22 protein-coding genes and 1 riboswitch are annotated in these 18,571 nt (G+C 43.7%); of the genes, 2 read left to right on the top strand and 20 right to left on the bottom strand.

Annotated elements, in window-relative coordinates; all coding sequences use genetic code 11:
* Positions 1-42: 42 nt before the first annotated feature.
* The 9 genes from K0I62_RS08605 to K0I62_RS08565 form a co-directional block, all read right to left on the bottom strand.
* Positions 43-1,299, bottom strand: coding sequence for an ABC transporter permease (locus tag K0I62_RS08605; protein ID WP_220071034.1), 1,257 nt, complete (start codon positions 1,297-1,299; stop codon positions 43-45).
* Positions 1,296-2,510: an efflux RND transporter periplasmic adaptor subunit gene (locus K0I62_RS08600; RefSeq protein ID WP_220071033.1), complete on the bottom strand. Its 1,215-nt coding sequence runs from the start codon at positions 2,508-2,510 to the stop codon at positions 1,296-1,298. The genes K0I62_RS08605 and K0I62_RS08600 overlap by 4 nt, the downstream gene beginning before the upstream one ends.
* A complete protein-coding gene (locus tag K0I62_RS08595) occupies positions 2,507-3,691 on the bottom strand; it encodes an efflux RND transporter periplasmic adaptor subunit (protein WP_220071032.1) in 1,185 nt (394 codons plus the stop codon). Before K0I62_RS08595 ends, K0I62_RS08600 begins: the two co-directional genes overlap by 4 nt.
* Positions 3,684-4,682, bottom strand: a complete 999-nt coding sequence (locus tag K0I62_RS08590) for an HlyD family secretion protein (protein ID WP_220071031.1) — start codon at positions 4,680-4,682, stop codon at positions 3,684-3,686. Before K0I62_RS08590 ends, K0I62_RS08595 begins: the two co-directional genes overlap by 8 nt.
* On the bottom strand, positions 4,672-5,358 hold the full coding sequence (locus K0I62_RS08585) for an ABC transporter ATP-binding protein (protein WP_220071030.1): 687 nt from the start codon (positions 5,356-5,358) through the stop codon (positions 4,672-4,674). The genes K0I62_RS08590 and K0I62_RS08585 overlap by 11 nt, the downstream gene beginning before the upstream one ends.
* 286 nt (positions 5,359-5,644) lie before the next feature.
* Entirely contained in the window at positions 5,645-6,034 is a 390-nt protein-coding gene (locus K0I62_RS08580; RefSeq protein ID WP_220071029.1) for a hypothetical protein, read from the bottom strand.
* A gap of 126 nt (positions 6,035-6,160) precedes the next feature.
* Positions 6,161-6,571, bottom strand: a complete 411-nt coding sequence (locus tag K0I62_RS08575) for a hypothetical protein (RefSeq protein WP_220071028.1) — start codon at positions 6,569-6,571, stop codon at positions 6,161-6,163.
* A 58-nt stretch (positions 6,572-6,629) separates the two neighbouring features.
* Positions 6,630-7,082 carry a GNAT family N-acetyltransferase gene (locus K0I62_RS08570; RefSeq protein WP_220071027.1) on the bottom strand — a complete coding sequence of 151 codons (453 nt, stop codon included), beginning with the start codon at positions 7,080-7,082 and terminating at the stop codon, positions 6,630-6,632.
* 30 nt (positions 7,083-7,112) lie between these two features.
* Positions 7,113-7,718: a GNAT family N-acetyltransferase gene (locus K0I62_RS08565; protein ID WP_220071026.1), complete on the bottom strand. Its 606-nt coding sequence runs from the start codon at positions 7,716-7,718 to the stop codon at positions 7,113-7,115.
* A 500-nt stretch (positions 7,719-8,218) separates the two neighbouring features.
* On the opposite strand from K0I62_RS08565, the gene K0I62_RS08560 reads away from it, so the two are divergent.
* On the top strand, positions 8,219-8,845 hold the full coding sequence (locus K0I62_RS08560; RefSeq protein ID WP_220071025.1) for a chemotaxis protein: 627 nt from the start codon (positions 8,219-8,221) through the stop codon (positions 8,843-8,845).
* A gap of 44 nt (positions 8,846-8,889) precedes the next feature.
* Positions 8,890-9,621, top strand: coding sequence for an oxygen-binding di-iron domain-containing protein (locus K0I62_RS08555; protein ID WP_220071024.1), 732 nt, complete (start codon positions 8,890-8,892; stop codon positions 9,619-9,621).
* Between the two features lie 194 nt (positions 9,622-9,815).
* Here K0I62_RS08555 and K0I62_RS08550 read toward each other — a convergent pair whose 3' ends face one another.
* The 11 genes from K0I62_RS08550 to K0I62_RS08500 all read right to left on the bottom strand — a co-directional run bounded on the left by K0I62_RS08550 (position 9,816) and on the right by K0I62_RS08500 (position 18,246).
* On the bottom strand, positions 9,816-10,364 hold the full coding sequence (locus K0I62_RS08550; RefSeq protein ID WP_220071023.1) for an NAD(P)H nitroreductase: 549 nt from the start codon (positions 10,362-10,364) through the stop codon (positions 9,816-9,818).
* A gap of 91 nt (positions 10,365-10,455) precedes the next feature.
* On the bottom strand, positions 10,456-11,049 hold the full coding sequence (locus K0I62_RS08545) for an HvfX family Cu-binding RiPP maturation protein (RefSeq protein WP_220071022.1): 594 nt from the start codon (positions 11,047-11,049) through the stop codon (positions 10,456-10,458).
* Positions 11,050-11,148: 99 nt separating this feature from the next.
* Positions 11,149-12,183, bottom strand: a complete 1,035-nt coding sequence (locus K0I62_RS08540) for a phosphotransferase (protein ID WP_258405120.1) — start codon at positions 12,181-12,183, stop codon at positions 11,149-11,151.
* Between the two features lie 11 nt (positions 12,184-12,194).
* Complete coding sequence (pnuC, locus tag K0I62_RS08535) at positions 12,195-12,848, bottom strand: nicotinamide riboside transporter PnuC (RefSeq protein ID WP_220071021.1); 654 nt, start codon at positions 12,846-12,848, stop codon at positions 12,195-12,197.
* 43 nt (positions 12,849-12,891) lie between these two features.
* Positions 12,892-13,152: a YkoF family thiamine/hydroxymethylpyrimidine-binding protein gene (locus tag K0I62_RS08530; protein ID WP_220071020.1), complete on the bottom strand. Its 261-nt coding sequence runs from the start codon at positions 13,150-13,152 to the stop codon at positions 12,892-12,894.
* A 107-nt stretch (positions 13,153-13,259) separates the two neighbouring features.
* Positions 13,260-15,401 carry a TonB-dependent receptor gene (locus tag K0I62_RS08525; protein WP_220071019.1) on the bottom strand — a complete coding sequence of 714 codons (2,142 nt, stop codon included), beginning with the start codon at positions 15,399-15,401 and terminating at the stop codon, positions 13,260-13,262.
* 72 nt (positions 15,402-15,473) lie between these two features.
* Positions 15,474-15,597, bottom strand: a riboswitch (TPP riboswitch).
* Between the two features lie 103 nt (positions 15,598-15,700).
* Positions 15,701-16,090, bottom strand: coding sequence for a YcfL family putative periplasmic lipoprotein (locus K0I62_RS08520; RefSeq protein WP_220071018.1), 390 nt, complete (start codon positions 16,088-16,090; stop codon positions 15,701-15,703).
* A gap of 84 nt (positions 16,091-16,174) precedes the next feature.
* Positions 16,175-16,633: a PaaI family thioesterase gene (locus K0I62_RS08515; protein WP_220071017.1), complete on the bottom strand. Its 459-nt coding sequence runs from the start codon at positions 16,631-16,633 to the stop codon at positions 16,175-16,177.
* On the bottom strand, positions 16,630-17,127 hold the full coding sequence (locus tag K0I62_RS08510; protein WP_220071016.1) for a PaaI family thioesterase: 498 nt from the start codon (positions 17,125-17,127) through the stop codon (positions 16,630-16,632). The genes K0I62_RS08515 and K0I62_RS08510 overlap by 4 nt, the downstream gene beginning before the upstream one ends.
* A 13-nt stretch (positions 17,128-17,140) precedes the next feature.
* The gene (gene hinT, locus K0I62_RS08505; protein WP_220071015.1) at positions 17,141-17,497 is read right to left on the bottom strand and encodes a purine nucleoside phosphoramidase; all 357 of its coding nucleotides are present in this window, start codon (positions 17,495-17,497) and stop codon (positions 17,141-17,143) included.
* A 125-nt stretch (positions 17,498-17,622) separates the two neighbouring features.
* Positions 17,623-18,246: a response regulator transcription factor gene (locus K0I62_RS08500; protein ID WP_220071014.1), complete on the bottom strand. Its 624-nt coding sequence runs from the start codon at positions 18,244-18,246 to the stop codon at positions 17,623-17,625.
* Between the last annotated feature and the right edge of the window lie 325 nt (positions 18,247-18,571).

Raw genomic sequence — 18,571 nt, 5'->3', positions numbered from 1 at the left:
ACATCGCCAAGCAGAGTCTCAAACCTGAACCAAGCCCGCGGATCAATCCCGTTGCAGTGCAACGATAGGATCTAAACGCGCCGCTTTCTGAGCAGGATAAAGCCCAAAACCAATCCCGATGGTCATACAAACCCCAAGCGCGAGCAATATTGCAAATGGCGACCAAGCCACAGGCCACCCGGCAGCAGTCGAGATCACCATCGCAAGCAATAACCCCACCACGATACCTATCAAGCCACCTGTAGCAGAAATAGCGATACTCTCAATTAAAAACTGTCGCGCAATATCTTTACGTCTCGCGCCTAGTGCCCGTAGCAAGCCGATTTCACCGGTGCGTTCCATTATGGTTGCTAGCATAATATTCATGATCCCAATGCCACCGACCAATAATGAAATGCCCGCTACACAGGCCATAACAATATTGAAGATCTGCTGGGTCTTCTGGTGCTGAGCTAATAAGTCAGCAGGAACCACTATCTCGTAATCTTTCTCTCCGCCGTGTCTGCGTGCAAACAGATGGCCTAAACTCTTTGCAGCCAAAGAGGGTTCAACCTCTGACGCAATAGCCAACTTTATCGAGTCAAGCTCATCTTCTAAACTTTTAAAGTTCATTTTCTTCAGCGCTGTCGCTAACGGAATAAAGACTTGATTGCGTTCACCGCCTAATTTCACTCCCTGAATTTTCGATTGCGCCTGCTCGCCTTCCGATAACACACCAACGACTTCAAACCATTGATGGTTAACTTTAACTAATCCTCCAACAGGCTGACCTTGGGGAAAAAGACTACGCGCAGCTTCTGGCCCCAATACTGCAACTTGACGGTAATGAGATTGATCGTCTGTGGAGAGTGCTCGCCCCTTAGCAAGATTAAACGCACTTAATGCAAAGTAGCTTGGGGTCACCCCCATCACCATCGCATCGCTGCGCCCTTCACGACTAAATAAGCTAAACGTTTTAACCTGTTTTTGGGCGCTCCAGTCGTCGACAAATGGCAAGGTTCCCGCGGCGCTCTGCACATCACGTAAACTCAAACCAACACTGTGCTCTCGAATCGATTTAAGGGCTTCGCCATCGCTGCTACGAGCGTTGACCACAATATTACGCACCCCCATAGACTCGATCATCTTCAACGCTTCGCGCTCTGCGCCCTCTCCAACACTGAGCATAGCGATAACCGCACCAACACCAAATATCATTCCGAGTAGGGTCAATGCTGTGCGTAATTTATGATGACGCATCTCATCAAAGGCCTGAACTATACCTTCAATATATCGCCCAATCACACCGTAGTCCTTCATATACGACTCCTTTTAGGTGGTGTCGTTAATGCGATAACGTCGCCTTTCGTTAAGCCATTTACAATTTCAGTGCTGTCGATACTGCGTTGACCCGGCGTCACGCTCTGCTTGATAAATCCTTCGCTGGTTTTCAAGTACACCCAATACAGCCCCTCTTTCTGAAAGAGTGCTTGATTGGGAATAGTCACCACATCGGTTAACGACAAGGCGTGTACTTGAGCACTGAGTTGACGGCCAGGCTGCATAATATCGACAAGGGTTTTATCTAAACTCACCGTAAATTGAAAATAGTTAACTGGGCTGTCTTTCTCTTTTGGCTTGGCTAGCGCATCGACCTGAGTAACCTTGCCGCGAAAAGGCATATCTGGATAAGCATCAAGATAGACCGTTGCAGACTTGCCAACCGACAACCCTGCGGCCTCAGACTCAAGCACAAACAGCTTTGCCTGCATGACAGAGGTATCTGGCAATGTCCCTATGGTAAAGCCCGACCACATCATGTCCCCCACAACGGGCATTGCACCATCCCAACCCGTTTGATAAACAAATAAGCCATCGTGGGGAGCTAAGATCTCCATCTGGCTTAGGTTATTCTTGTAACGATCGATTTTCGCTTGGTAACCGCCTTGCTTGAGTTTAATTAGCTGCTGCTCCGCTTGTGCTTGGGCATCATGCTGCGCGAGTCCCCAATCGAAATACTCCATTTTCGCCCCAAGATAATCCTGGTTTCGCATCTGCTCAATGATCTCTATTTTGGTATAAACCCGTTCATCTTCACTGAAAAATCGTTCAGCGAGATCTTTCTCTTTAGTGGTGATCTGTGTTCCTGCCTGCAACTCTTGGCTAATGGTCTTATCTTTTTGTTGCTGCATGTCACTATCGAGACTGAGTCGATTAAAATCAAACTTTTCAACTTCAAGCTTATAACGCTGCCGTGTCGGATCCATTTTTGCAACCACATCACCGCTTTTTACCGGAGTAAAATTATCAAGGATCCATGCGAGGGATTGCGGACCTCTCAGTCCATTGGGCACAGTAACGGCGGTGGATTGACTTGCCTCTAACTCGCCAGTTGCAGGGATTTCAACATTAAAATTGGCACGTGTCACCTCCATAGTCAGCACCCCATCGCCTTGCTGTTGACTGCAAGCCACCAGCATCAAGCTGCTAACGATTATCAGCAATTTACCGATTGAATGAACTCTAATCATGGCAGTAATACCTCATCACCCAAGGCTAATCCTTGGCGAACTGAAACTCGCTCAGTTCCCATATCGCCTAGTGTTATTGCTTGCTTTTGAGCGCCAAGCCAAGTGGGGCGCTCTACATAGGCCTGCCCTGCTTCAAATGAGACCGCTTCTGTAGCAACCAAGAGAGAAGGCGTATCTTTGGCAATGTCGATAGCAATTTTTGCTGTCATTCCCGGTCGCATTAATTCGCTGTCGGGGTCATCAATACTGGCAACAGCATCAAACACCACCAAAGGGACTTCTTGATTTTTGTTGCGAAACACTGCGCCTAATTCAACAATCTTTCCATGAAAGACTCGCTCTGGATTGGCATCGAGACGAATTTTTATCGCTTGTCCGAGCTTGACTCGTTGAGCTTCAACCTCTGGCACCGTCATGTTAACTTGCATATGTGACAGATCGGGTATCGATAGCACGGCATCACCTGCGAAGACTGATTGACCTTCCTTAATCTTATTACCTTGAGGATCGTTACCGTAAACCACCATTCCAGCTCTCGGTGCTTTAAGCGTCATAGAAGCTATCCCCGATTCTAGCGCTGCAACTTCTGAGGCAAACTTCTGTTCATCACCTGCCAGCATGGCTTGTCGCTGCTCAGCACCTTTTGACTCTAAAGCGATTTTATTGATAATTAATCCAACTCTATCTTTCGCGATTTCAGCATCACGTTGATATTTTTCTTTTTCAATCAATGCCACCGTTTCATCGGATAGTTTAAATTTGCGCTCCGCTTTTTCAGCATTCATCTTCGCCTCGGCTAAGTCTAACTTCAGCTGCTCCAACCGCTTTGCATTACGTAACTTAGAGGTTTCAATATCTTGTTTCGTCGCCGCTAACTGCGCAGCGCTAACAGATAGTCGCTGGGTCAGCTCTGACGTATCAAGCCTAGCAACCACATCACCTTTAGCCACCGCGCTGCCTTCTGGCGCTAATTGTTTAACTTGGTATTGCCACACTCGACTAATAGCTGGAGGCTTCATCGATACCGTATCTGCAGAAACCAGCTCACCAGTGACTTCTACCTGCTGTATTAATACACCTTCCTCTACTTGTGTCACCGCATGCTGGCCACAACCACCGAGCATCAACCCACAAAGCAGCCCGCACCAGTGCGCTGGCGATAGTCCTAAATGCCTACTCATCTGTTAATTCCTTGGTTGCGATCAACACACTCATCCCAGGCACTAGCTCGATCTGCGCCGTGTCCTTATCAAAATTAATCCCAACTTTAAACCATTTACTACGGCCCCATGCTGGCTGAGACATTGCTTGTTTACCCACTGACGCAACGCTGCCAAAGAAAGTCACGTCCGACTGAGCATCTAGACGCAAGCTGACCTTTTGTTGCAGATGTAAACGATCAACATCGACCTCATTGACCCAAGCAACAACCTCAAGTTTATCGAGGGCCGGAATGGTGGCCACTTGACGACCAATCTGAACCGTATCGCCTACGCCATATTTTTTATCTGACCAAGGATCGCGTTCATATAAAATAGGCCCCTCCAACTGAGCGGTTAACTCGAGCTGTTCAATCCCTTGAAGCGCTTGAGATAACTCCAACTTTGCTTTTTGTTTATCAATTGCTAATTGCTGCTGGCTGGCTTTTTGCTTATCGAGTGCTTCAGTTAATGCTTGTTTCGCTTTAGTCTGCTCAGTCTTCGCTTGCATCAGTTTGAACTGATTCTCAGCATATTCTTTAGCCGCAATATATTGCGCTGGTACTTCGGCGTCCAGCTGCGCTTTTTCAACCTCAAGCGTTCTTTGCTTGAGATCAAACTGCGCTTGCAGCACCGCCCCATTGAGCTCTAACGAGGTACTTTGCTCTTGTGCGGTGACTCTAAGTAAACTTGCTTCGAGTTGCTCTATCTGATTAGTCAACTGACTCTTATCAAAAATCACCACACTTTGACCTAGCTTGGCCAAGGTTCCTTCTGGTAGCATCCACTGTATTTGATATCGCCAAGCATCGCCGGCTTTTGGAACAGTAAAGGTTTGCGAATGCACCGAGCTAATTTTCCCAGTAAGCAACAATGGGATCGGCTCAGCTTGATCACTTGCCATCACAGGCGTGATAACAAGTGCCATCAACAAGCCAATGCTGCGGCGCCAAGAAAGGGGTTTACGCGGCATGTTCACCTCGCTCTTCAATCTCCACAATATCACCATCACGCATGCGAATAATCCGCTGTGCATAGGCCGCGACCTCCTCCTCATGGGTGACCAGAATAATGGTTTGACCCGCTTGATGAAGTTCGGTAAACAGATCCATGATCTCAACCGAGGTCTTACTGTCTAATGCTCCAGTGGGTTCATCGGCTAATAGTATGGTTGGGCGATTGACCAAAGCTCTAGCAATGGCAACCCGCTGACGTTGGCCACCAGATAGTTGATTGGGGCGATGATCTTGTCGCTCAGCTAAACCAACGCGTGCCAGTAAAGATTGTGCATACTCAAGGCTATTGGGATCATGTTCACCAAAGCGAAGCGGTAACAGTACATTTTGTAAAGCACTCATTCTTGGCAGTAAGTGAAAGCTTTGAAACACAAAGCCTATCTCCTTATTTCGTACCGCAGACAATGCATCGTCATCGAGCAAGCTAACCTCTTGCCCATTGAGACTATAGTTACCGCTACTAGGCTTATCTAAACAGCCTATAATATTCATTAAGGTCGATTTCCCCGAACCTGAGGGTCCCATAATGGCCACAAATTCATTTGCTTTAATTGAGAAATCGACACCACGCAGTGCAAGCACTGGCGAATCTCCCATCTGGTAAGATTTAACCAATCTTTTTACATTAATCATGAGATAGCTCTTTACTCAAACTCTGGGGCATCTGTCAGTCCATTGACAATAGGATTGTTGATCTTTCTCGACTGTTTTGCTGCCATTTATCCGCACTTTAGAACAGTGGTAACAATGATGTGCAATCATTATTTTCCATCACCATCAACAGGATAAAAGTGACAAAGATGAATTACTTTGCCCTATATGCTATTAGATATGCAATTGAATTTATATAACATTACATACCGTTTACAATTTGACATATTTGCGCGACGACGGATGAAAATAGCGTTATCAATATTTGCTAGCGAGAAAACGTCCCGAACAGAATAAATCCACTAATGAGTAGAAAAAAAAACCATTGGAACAATGAGCGAAAGGCCCCAGCGATATCTGAAAAATAACCGATATAGATCTGCCAAATGGCGAACAAAATAAAATTAAGCGCGATAAACAATACTAACGAATAACTTTGCATAGCGGGCACCAGCATTAAACCACAGGCAAATAGCACCATGGTTGCTAATACTAAAAACACAGAAACGTAGTGGAACACACAATGCATCGCTGCTTTTGCCGCGGGTTCAAATTGAGCCTGCTGCATCGGCTTTACAAACTGCTTATGCCCAAAAGTAAGATGAGCAATACAGGTGAACAAGGATATTATAGCGGCGATTAGAAAGTAGATATTCATCGTTTCTCCAGCAAAACCATCTTCCATATATCACCAGACCGTTTTAGGTGAGCTGAAGTTTCAAGCTATAAAAAATAAAAGAGCGCCCTAAGGCGCCCTTTATATATAGTATCAACTATATTGGCATCACATGGTTGCCATGATCCAATAGTCTAACCTTTGTTGGGGATTAGCCAATAAACGTTGACAAGCGTCCTTATAGCGGTTCATCAAGCCACCTAAGTTTTTATTACTCGGTAAACTCGCTTGCTGCTCAGCGATATTCTGTTCAAGTAACGCATCGACCTCCGCGTCTGTTTGATACTGTTTCGCTAACACTACCGCATCTTCACCTGACTTTTTTAAACGCTCACCGACCGCTTGCATCTGCGGGGCGTTCATATTACCAATCGCATCTGATGCAATATGATAATAAGCCGCGCATTGAAGCACCTCTTTGTTAAATGCGACTTCAGCATCTGATGCGGCCAATACGGCTTGAGATGCTGTGCCGCATAGCGCCAAGGTTAATACGGAAATTAGAGTGTTGAAACGCATGAACAGATTCCTTGACCATTAACAATATATAAATAATGAACTATTTCTACTTTAGATATCACTCAATATCAAGGTTATAACTCAAAAATTCTTTTTCTTGAACAAAACCTAATGACTCATACAAGGCTTGCGCTTGATGATTCTGCTGATGGGTTTCCAAAAAAATCGTCTTCACATGTTTAGCTTTAGCGTATTCAATAGCCGTATTCATTAAGCGTCGCCCTAAACCAACACAACGGGCGTGTTGAGTAACATAGAGGTCGCTGAGTATAAGCATAGACTGAGCCGAAATAGAGCTAAAGGAAGGGTATAACTGACAAAAACCGAGACCTGAACCTTGGTTGTCGAGTGCGACAAAAATGATTGAATCACGGTTAGCCAGCCTCGTTGAAATGAACTTAGTAGCTAACTGCACATTACTTTGCTGATGATAAAACTGACGATACTCGTCAAATAGTTGAGCCACAACATCAACGTCGTCCAACGTGACTCGTCTAATTTCACCCGACATCCGTTCTCCTTAATTAACGATATTGCACACTTATCGATTTAGCTCAAACTGTTTCATTCGATAAAGTAAATTTTGCTTCACCGACGGCCATTCCGACTCAATAATTGAATACACAACAGTATCGCGAACCGTACCATCTTTCAAAAGGCGATGATTACGTAAGACACCGTCTTGTTTGGCACCTAAACGCGATATTGCTTCGCGAGATCGTTGATTGTGCCAGTGAGTCCGAAACTCCACAGCCATAACATCAAGCACTTCAAAAGCATAGCTGAGCAACAAATATTTTGTCTCACTATTGATACCTGTTCGCTGAGCACGCTTTGCATACCAAGTATGTCCAATCTCCAAACGACGATTGGCCTGATCCCACGACATGATACGAGTCGTACCTACCACCAGCCCAGAAAACCTATCCCTAACGACAAAAGCTAATACTTCACCGCGCTTTTCGCCAGCAAGGGCTTCATCGACATAGTGTTTCATCTCATCAGGATGAGGGGCACTGGTATACCACAACTCCCATAAATTCCCATCACTAACCGCAATCGACAACGCAGGAATGTGCTCAGGTTGCATCGGCTCTAGAACAACTAATTTGCCCGTTAGATAACCTGATTGTGACTGACTATTCATTGTTTACTCCCGACAATCTGGTTATAGCAATACTCTATGAAAATTTCATGAAGCCATATTTGCGTAATCATTATCAATGATTACAGCGCTCTCGCGAATCAATTTCCTCGTTCAATTTTCGACGATGAAGCAATGGCCTAGCTTCACGCTATCAAAAAAGTCTATTTCACTTCAAGCTCTCGTTGACACATTAATACTTGTTTTTCATCGTGCCAGGCTAATAGCTGTTGAAAACAAAAAAACAATTTTTCCAATAAATTAATCGACCTTTATTGTCAGGATTAACGATAGTAAGTTCGGGATTGAGCATCGCGAGGTATCAATTCTCCCTGCGCTGCTTCAATTGCGCATCCTTGGTAATAAATAGTGCATCAACCAGCGTCATTGTTCGCAGTATTAAAGGCTCTCATTCCGCTATAACCACTTCATTCTCCTAAGATCCTTTCACAATAGTAGAACTCGACTATACTGTGAACGGTACTACATAGGAAGTGGTTCGAATGACACAAAAAGCCCCCCATATAAACCAATATCATGTTATCGCTGCAGTGGTCGCTGCAGAGTTAAATCACACCCTAAGTTACTGCAAACAAATTAATTTAACCGCAAGTAATGCCCAAGCGACCTCGGCTCGAATCGGTAATGCCGCATTAGGGTTTAAAGCACTTACAGGCTTTATCGACGATTTGGCTTGTTACACCATGAAAGCGGCAACCGACATCAATGCGCTTGCCCATCAAGCCAGTCTTTTAGCCACCAAAAAAACCAGAACAAGCGCAGCATTAAAACATTTTCAACTTGCACAGCAAAAAGCCAAGCACGCAAAGTATGCCACCACCATTAATGCCGCGGTGAAAACGGCTCAATTAAACCATATCGAACAAACACAGCGTTTTAGACATTTGATAACCAAAATGGAAACCCAACTTGTAGAGCTTAAACGCAATCTAAGAACCGCCAACATTCTTGCTTCGATTTGCCGAATAGAAGCTTGTCGAGTAGACGTGACTAATCAAACGATTTTTAACGATGTCGCAAACCGAGTCGATAACTTAGCAAGTTTAATAAGACAAAGAGTCGACTATGCCATCACGCTATTTAATGACTCTGACGATAGCGCCAATTAATTCAACCTCGTCGCATTACATCGATTTTTCAAAGGAAATTGTTAATGAAAAGCGAATTAATCATAGAAACACCAACCCATAAATGGCTCTATTTTGGGCGAGATCCAGACAAACCAGACAAAATCATCGATACCAATCAATATATGGTGGTCACCGCAAATCAAGCCCTACTCATGGATCCTGGCGGTATTGAACTATTTGCTGCGATGCTCGCGAATATTGTTAAACATATACCATTGGAACAACTCACCCACTTGTTCGCTTCCCATCAAGATCCCGACATCATCTCTTCCTTAGGGTTATGGGACCAAACATTACCGAAAGCCAAACTCTACTCACCATGGTTATGGGAGGGTTTTATCCGTCATTTTGGTATGAACAATATTGCCTATGAGGCCATAAAGGACGCAGGCGCTACTCTGAATCTGGAACAAACCGAACTGCAATTTATTCCAGCACACTACCTTCACGCTTCTGGCAACTTTCATGTATATGATCCCGAGGCTAAAGTGCTCATGAGTGGCGATGTTGGCGCAGCTTTAGAAGAGCACTGCTTAGATATTTATGTCGACGATTTTGATGAACACTGCAAAAATATGCGTTACTTTCATCAACGGTGGATGCCTTCAAATCGTGCAAAAAATGATTGGGTTAAACGAGTAAGAAAGTTAGATATAGAGTACTTATGCCCCCAGCATGGTCGTATTTTTAGGGGTGACCAAGTTAAACAATTTTTGGATTGGTTCGAATCATTAACTGTCGGTGTCGGAGTTTAATATCTGTAGTGTTACAAATTTGGGCGATAAACAGAGCGAATATCTGCCAAAATAGACAAAAAAATGCCCGCTCAAACGGCGGGCAACAATAAAATCACTTAGGATGAAAGCTATGCATGGATTAATGCAGGCTCATTGCTACTTTGACAGATTTATAAGAAGAGTAAACCCGACTAAAGTCTATGTGTAGTAGTTCACAAATAACGAACAAAGTTTTCTGCAGATTTTGTAGGCTTTATTGGCGCGGTAACCGCTGGAGTACCTAGATACATGAAACCGATGATCTGATCATTGGCTCCCAAGGCCAAATCTTGATGTAACTGAGCATTAAATGCCAAGCCACCGGTTCGCCAAATCCCGCCTAAACCTAACGCAAAAGCGGCTTGTTGCATCGCCATACATGCACACCCTACGGCAAGATGTTGTTCAATCTCAGGCACTTTGGGATGTTCGACGACTTTAGCGACAACGGTAATAACCATAGGAGCTCTTCGCGGCATATTGGCCACTTTCGCTAAGGTTGCCTCATCCCCACCATCGGCTGCAGCCGCCTTTACAAACAACTGAGATAATTTATCAAGGCCATCCCCACTCGATACAATAAATTCCCATGGATTAAGTCCCCCGTGATCTGGAACTCTAATGGCCGCATTTAAAATTGTGGTAAGTTGAGACTCATCAGGGGCAGGAGCGACCAACCTTGGTGAAGACTGACGAGTTAAAAGAAGTTCAATGGCGTCCACAAGTTAATCCAACAGAGAAATTATGTTCAGAGATTAACAAATTAGCGACTAAAATCCCACTGATTTGGTGGGACTTACAACCAGCGAATGGCTATAGCAATCGATTACGCTTTGCGATGTAATAATCGACACTGGTATAACGACCACCACCAATAATGACAAGCGCGAACAACATGAGTAAATAGGTTATCGCAAACTCAACACCATTATTGAGCACCACTAAATTACCTGAAGAAGTTAACCAGTCATAATTGCCATACTCTTGTAATAACGATTTTGCCGCTTGTAACTTATCAGCCGAAGCAATAACTTGCTCATTTGCCAACCAAGAACTGGGATCGGCAATTGCAAGCCAGCCATTATCCCAATGCACAGCGAACGCGGCGACCAACATAGTAAACATCAAAGGAATTGAAATTAACCGAGTTCCTAGCCCCAAAATAAGCAATATTCCACCGAAAAACTCCGAGCCTGCTGCTAGAACCACCATAAGCTCAGGCAGTGGTAGCCCCAGTCCCCACTCCGCATTACCAAACCATGCAGCCGTATCGCTAAAATGAGATAGTTTGTTGTAACCCGCTTGAATTAGTACTGGGGCTAAATATAGGCGTAAACCTAATGCAACCACACCATCTATGTGCTTAATCCCATTTAAAAACGATTTATAGAATTGAATTAGCTGCATGAAATTTCCCCAACGTCGTCATTGAGATAATAGACCATTTTGGAGCGTATTTTCTTTCACTCGCCTAGACACCGATAAACGAGCGGCTATTAATCCAATTTAATGACTAGGCTTCGGCAATAACGCTAAAAAATCATCAAAACAAGTAATATAGCTACCAAATGTATGGGAGTTATCCCCTCCAATGTCGGCACTAACGTCATTATTATCTGAAGCATGGTAATGACTAGCCATCAACAGTGCCCAGCAACAGCCAAAGTACCAATACAACTCAATAGCAGCAGGTACTGCGCTCAAGGCGTCAGGCGTTAAACGGGGATGATCATTCAGATAGTTTGAGATTAACCAGTGTCGCTGTATCGTTGATAAACGATGGGTGGCTAAAACACTGGCAAGATCCACTAAAGGATGCGACAAACATGCATATTCAAAATCGATACACCAAAGCTGATGATTTTTTAATAGTAGGTTGTGTGGATTAAGATCCCGATGACTAAACTGAGGCGATATCATGCACGCATCGAGTGTCGCCAGCACATTGGTGATCTGTTGCTTACGAGCTATCAATTGTTGATAGCGCACCCACCATTGTTTCAATCTTGGTGAGGTGAATTGATGAATACTCGAAAAGTGGCTAAGCGTATCAAAATATTCGGCCCACTGCTCAGTGACAGAAAGCACATTACTCGGTGGAGGTAAGGCACTCAACCCCTTCAATAGTCCCAAGAGTAACCTCTCCGATTGAGGCCAAGGTTCGAAACAATCAATCAAAGGATGAGCACAATTGGCAGTCATCAACTGACTCCAATCGCTATCAACTTGGATAAAATCACTTAGATAGTATTTGTAGTCAGACGATACATAATGTAGCCGCGGCGCTAGCTTTGCCTCTTGGGCTAAATGCCAGTTCGCAACCTCGCTTTGACGATGGCATATAGCACTGCTCGCACCGCTGTTAATCCGCAGCGCAAATTGTCCCTGAGCGGTTTTGATAAGATAGTTTTGATTACTCAAACCACGAGAAAGCACTGATAGTTCAGCATCATCAGATAGCGTACACCCGTAACGTTTTAACTCTGCAATAATATCTTCAGGAAGACATAACATCTTAGGAGTCAGCTTATCTTCAGTCATAGGTAACTGTTTTATTCATATGAATAATGGCCTGACTCTTGAGCACTCTGTGTCCGCATATTGGTCCGCCATAAAAAGTAACCACCAATCGCCATACCTACATACAAAATAAACAGCATCGACGTTAGCATCAAGCCCTTATTGAGATACAAGTATATCGAAACAAAGTCGATGACAATCCAATATAACCAATTCTCAAGCACCTTCTTCGCCACTAAATAGGTTGTCACCACGGCAAAACAGCTCGTCGCAGCATCAAGATACGGATAAGAAGCTGAGGTATAGGTTGCCATTAGGTGGCCGACGATAGCAGATATCGCTGCGGTGACACCGATCAGCATACAGTGTCGAGGTAGCGACCAGCTAATGACCTCAACGCCATTAGTATCGCCACCACGAGTCCACAGCCAGTAACCATAGACAGCCATCAGCATGTAATAAACATTCAATACTGACTCCATTAACAGGGCGACTTCCCAAAATAGCATGGTATAAATCGCCGTGCTAAACAGCGCTGCAGCCCAACACCAAACACTGCCGCGCATTGCTAACCAGAGATAAGCGATGGCTAAAACCACAGCCACAGCTTCCCAGGCTGTTAAGCCGTTCATCTCAACAAAAGCGCCAGACAACGCTGAATATAAAGCCGAGCCAAAGTCCGTCATACTTAATTACTACTCTATTTATAGATCGAAGTGAGATGTGAATTTACTGAGTATGTGAGAGGTCTAATTCCCCGCCAATAAACTTCACCACAAAAACAGCCTTGCCCCACTTTTGATGAGCGGCTTGCATCTCAACCGCCAGCATATTCATCACATCGCTGTAATTGCCACAGATCTGAGTGGCCATCGCATTGGTTTTACGCTCAATATTGCTATAACTGTCAACTCGGTCGATAAACCATTGAATAGGTTCAATGTAGTTTTCTTTAAATGGGTACATACTAATTTCGGCGGTTAACTTCATAGCGAATAATTCCTTTACTATTAATTTCAATAAATACTGATAAATTAGGTTTATTAGGGCGCGAAAATAGATTAAGCGTCCTAATAAAACAGAGCGTTAGATAATAACTACATAAATTTGACGTTAATCGTTAAGCCTAGCTGACGCGGATCGCCATAGCGAATGTATTGCTTGTCCGCCCAATCAATATCTGGCTCATTACCGAAATAGAAACCACGTACGCCATAGTTTTCATCAAATAGATTACGGCCCCACAGATAAGCAGACCATGTATCGGTCTCATACCCAATTCGGGCGTTAAAAATCGTATAAGGATCAGATTTAGACTCGTTGCTATCGGAGTAATAGAACTCGCTTTTGCCACTGGTGGTTAAGTTAGCAAACCAGCCATTATCACTGCGATAAGTCGCCCCAGCGCTATAGGTAAAATTAGGTGAATGGGCCAGCTCTCTGCCACTTAAATCCACTAATCCGCCATATTTGTCTTGATACTGATAATCACCATAGGCGGTCTCTAACCAACCGAATGTTGCATACAATTTCAAATTATCGGTGGCATACCAATTAGCATCGAGCTCTGCACCATAGTTATGAGAGCTGCCGGCATTTTCAATATAGAGAATAAATTTCTGGGGCTCTAACGGATTTTGCTGAGAAGCTGACACCTGTTGATCGCGTCTATCCATGTAGAACAGAGATAAGTTAGTCGTCACATCTCCCGCTAACCATGAAGACTTAAGACCGAGCTCATAGTTATAAAGGGTTTCGGTTTGAAACTCCTTTTTGTCACTCAATTCTGTCGGCAGTGACATGTTAAAGCCTCCTGCCTTATAACCTCTAGCGATACGGAAGTAACTCTCATGATCTTCATTAAGCGCTTTGCTTAACGCGATATGTCCACCCCACATGGTTTCTGAAGGCTTAAAGCTATCGCCTGCACTATCTTGATATTCGCTTTCTCTACGTTCAACACGTAAACCAAATGACAAGGCGTAATCATTGCCTAAATCACTGTCTAACTGGCCAAATATCGCCATATTCGTTGCACTGTAATCCGCAAGCAGTTCATCTATCCAACCGTTATAAAACTCTGAAGTATGGTTGTCTTCATCGAGCTGCATTCCATAAAGCCCCACTAACCAATCGGTACTATCGCTAAAAATGCGCCCAGCATCGGTAGAACTTAAACGAAACTCTTGTGATACCGTTTGCCTGTCACCGAGCTTGTCCCAAGTGTAATCATATTCACATGGTGCGCCTTCACAGCTTTTGGCTTGCCAATATTCAGGATTGGCCCAATCACCATCATAACCATGATGGGTATCCGTTTGTGCTATTGAGGTTAGTGACACTAGCTCAAACTGCTCTGCGCCAGAATAGGTAAATTTAAGTGAACTACCGGTGGTACGCTGCTTATCAACACCTGGAGCGTCGGTAAGGGTATTAAAGCCATTATTATCTAATGTCCACGCATCATAACCGTTATCGAAATTCGCATGCATTAAGTTGAAATCGATAGCGAGATCATCGGTTGCATACCAACGCAGCTTTACGCGACCAGTAAACTCATCGCGGCCGTTGGTATCATCACGTCCAAGATAAAGATTATCACGATAACCATTTTGCTCATGTTGTTGCAACGACACGCGATATAACAATTTGCCAGAATCAGTAATAGGTCCTGAACTAAAACCACTCAGGGTTCGCAGTTGGTCATCGCCTAACGATAGTTCTGCACCGTGTTCAAACACCGCTGTTGGATCGTTACTCTTTAGATAGATTAAACCAGCTAGTGCATTTGCACCGTATCGTGTTCCTTGCGGACCGCGTAGCACTTCAACCTGCTGAAGATCATACATACTCGATATCATGCCAATACCAGACATATCTATATCGTCGATGATATACCCAACAGAAGAGTTTGGTGCTCCTTGGTATTCCTCCTGTTCGCCCACGCCACGAATTTGAAAATACTTTGCCCTTGAACTTCCACCAGACCAGTTAAAATTAGCAATAGAATTAAGCACGTCTTCAAAATGTTGTGCCCCTTCATCTTCAATCTGTTGTTGATCAATGACGGTGATACTCGAAGGCATTTTTTCTAAGGCGGATTGACGAAAATCAGATGTCACCACAATGACTTCCATTTCATCAGTCGTGACGGGATTATCGTTAGCAAGTAAACTACAAGGATTTAAAACTGCACAGACGGCAATTGCGACTGGAGATATTGATTTTATTGTAAACATAGGACCCCAAATTAATTTTTGAGATCCGGCACTTAAAAAAGCGAGAAAGAAAGCACAATCAAATTGTAGTAATCAACTAATGTGGCCCATTCCTACGCCGGTATTAGCCGGATCAGGTTCTAAGGGTTTGTCTATAGACATCTCAGTCAGTCAGCAACTAAAAAATAAGTCACCCCTAACACCCCTTGGCAAGGCTGATTATACATAAGTACTACAAATTGTTGACACATTTAATCAAGAAAATGACGTATATCGCAAAAAAAATGCCAGCAGTGCTGGCATCTTAATCAAAAAATGAGCTAATTCGAGAAAGCCCTACGTACATAAAGCTCGCAACGCACCGCTGTCGTATTTGGCGCAACAGCACTAACTTGCATCTGTTGTTTACCATGCAGCTTTAAGGATTTCCAGCTAACGCCTTCATCTTCGATTGTTAAGCCATTAAGATCATACCAAGTAAACTTGTACTGCAAACGCAAATCTGTGGCGACTTGACTACTGATGGTTCCCGCCGCGGTTAATAGCTGACCATTTAGACGAGTCATAACTTGTTGAACAGACACTTCACGATTGAAAGCGCGATTATCAATTCGCTGCTCACCCGTCGAACTCGCCATAATACCAGCGGTATGGGGCGCACAACCCAGCATTGCAAACATGATCACTGCAAGTAAAAATATGTTCTTCATATTTATCCTATCTCCAATTTATGGCCATTGCAGCGCGGTATGCGGGCCGTTTCCTATGCATTAATTAATAGGCGAAAGAATCGACTAATCAATTAAGAAGTGCGCCCTAGCTGTTGCAATTAATGCCTTACGATTGGTTTGCCAACAATTGATATTCACATTGGCAACGCGTCGCCCCTGGCGGGTTATCTTACATTCAGCAAAACTGTCTCTATGGTACCCAGCTCTCAAATAATCGATAGAAAAGTCGACAATTTTAGGCACTTTAGTCGTTTGCATAAATACCATCAGCTGGACAATTGCAGACATCTCCATAAAACCGGCAATCACACCACCATGAATAGCTGGCAGAGTGGGATTGCCAATATTTTCATCTTTAGCTGGCAATTGAAATACAAGTTCATCACCAAAACGTGCCACCTCCATGCCAATAAACTTAGCATAGGGAACATGTTCAAGCAGATGACTAAAATCGTTAAGCTCTGTCGCTTTCTTAACGATCTCTTTTACATTCATTTCGCCTGTGTGTTGCATCTGGCTCATTCGCCCTCTCCCATTAGTGCACGTCTAAAAGGTTCTCCAACCATCTCAGGACTAATGCGCATAAATGAACCTACGGCATGAGCAATAGGATCATCAATCGATTCTTGATAAGCAATCGCACGGGTAAAAGCCACACTAGAAGACAACTTGTAGCATTCAGCAAATCCAAATACGCTTTTATGAGGCTCAGCAGGTTTCATGTAGTCAACCCGCAAATCTAACGTGGGCGACAACTCTAACGACTTATATTTGTCAAAAATGCTACAAACCACAGCGCTGCCACTGGCAGTATCCATTAACGTGGTGATCACGCCACCGTGTATGACCCCAGTATTTGGGTAGCCAATTAATTCAGTGCTATACGGCAACTCTATCAACACATGATGCTCACTCGCTTCGAGTACGCCGAGCTTTAAACGGCGGCATTGAGCCAACTGATCCACAAAGCGTCGCGCTAAATCCGTTAAGGGAAAAAATTCAGGATTGATTTTCATCTTCAACCATTATTTATTTACGAGGAGAAACGAGAGGGCCGATATACTGACCACCCAATAGATGCATATGAATATGGAAAACCTCTTGTCCACCGTGCTTATTGCAATTGATCACAAGACGATAGCCATCTTCTGCAATACCTGCTTCGTCAGCCAATTTGGCAGCGACGGTGATCATCCGTCCAAGGGCCTTCTCATCAGAGGATTTAACATCGTTAACGGTTGGGATCAAATGATTTGGAATAATCAACACATGGGTAGGAGCTTTAGGCTCGATGTCGCGAAACGCGGTGACTAACTCATCTTGATATAAAATATCGGCTGGAATTTCACGTCTGATGATCTTACTAAAAATTGTTTCTTCTGCCATCTTAGAATCCTCTCGGAATAACTTACGCTGCTCATGAAATATCTATTGCAGCTAGTATACTCACAAATTGATCATTTGTGATCAATCAACGGATTAAAGAGATAAGCGGTTGAATCTAAATGGGGTCACTGCTGCACCGCATGTAGGTGCGTTTGTGCCCATGCAATGGCTTGACCTCTACTCGATACGCCTATCTTTTTAAACACACGATATAAATGGGTTTTAATTGTACTTTCGCTAACAAATAACTGATTAGCGATATCAATATTGGTACATCCAGTAAGCAGAGCTTGTAGCACTTCTCGCTCTCGAATAGTTAAATTGTCTGTTCCATCTAATAACTCTTGATCTGTATTGCACAATAGGGCTTCAGGAACCACTGTTTGACCACGTAGGACACTAACGAGTGATTTTCCAATCTGTTCAAGCGTGGTATTGCGATAGAAAACTGCCGCAGTGATAGGAGAAATGAGGAACTTAGCATCAATTTTCTCAGGGTAATGTAAAAAGACGACTCGCGCCGAATATCGTTTTTCTATCAGTTTTTGTAACTGATAGGCACGCTGCACATCGACCGTTGAGAGGTCTATTACAACCAATGAATAGCTTCCCTCATTCATCGTTGTTTCAACATTTTCAGGAGCCACTTTGGCTAGTTTGACCAGAAACTCCTGAGGCCAACGGGTTTCCAACAGATCCGTTAATAACTGCGAACGAGAAACCACAACCCAATTTATAACTTTGAACATCCTGCTCACTCCATGTAGCTATCAATTAGCTTATATCCATCTAAATTGTGCTTATCATAACAACTATAGAAGCAAATAATAACTACCCAATAGCGCTAAAATGACCATTTTTAACCGTGTTATTTATTAGATTATGCTCTAAAAATTAGAAAAACATCTATAATTTACTGCGTTCGTCCACCTCCCTTAGCTTGCACAGACATTGTGATTATTAGCCAATAGCACATTATCATGCCATTAACCGGTTCATGTTTATACACAGCAGCCATCAAGGCCTATAGAATTGATTTACATAGAATTTAATTAGAGCATCTATCGAGTCAAT

This window comes from Shewanella psychrotolerans, assembly GCF_019457595.1.
Taxonomy (GTDB): Bacteria; Pseudomonadota; Gammaproteobacteria; order Enterobacterales; family Shewanellaceae; genus Shewanella; species Shewanella psychrotolerans.
The sequence above is the reverse complement of the archived record's forward strand: the minus strand, read 5'-3'. Positions and strand labels throughout refer to the sequence as shown.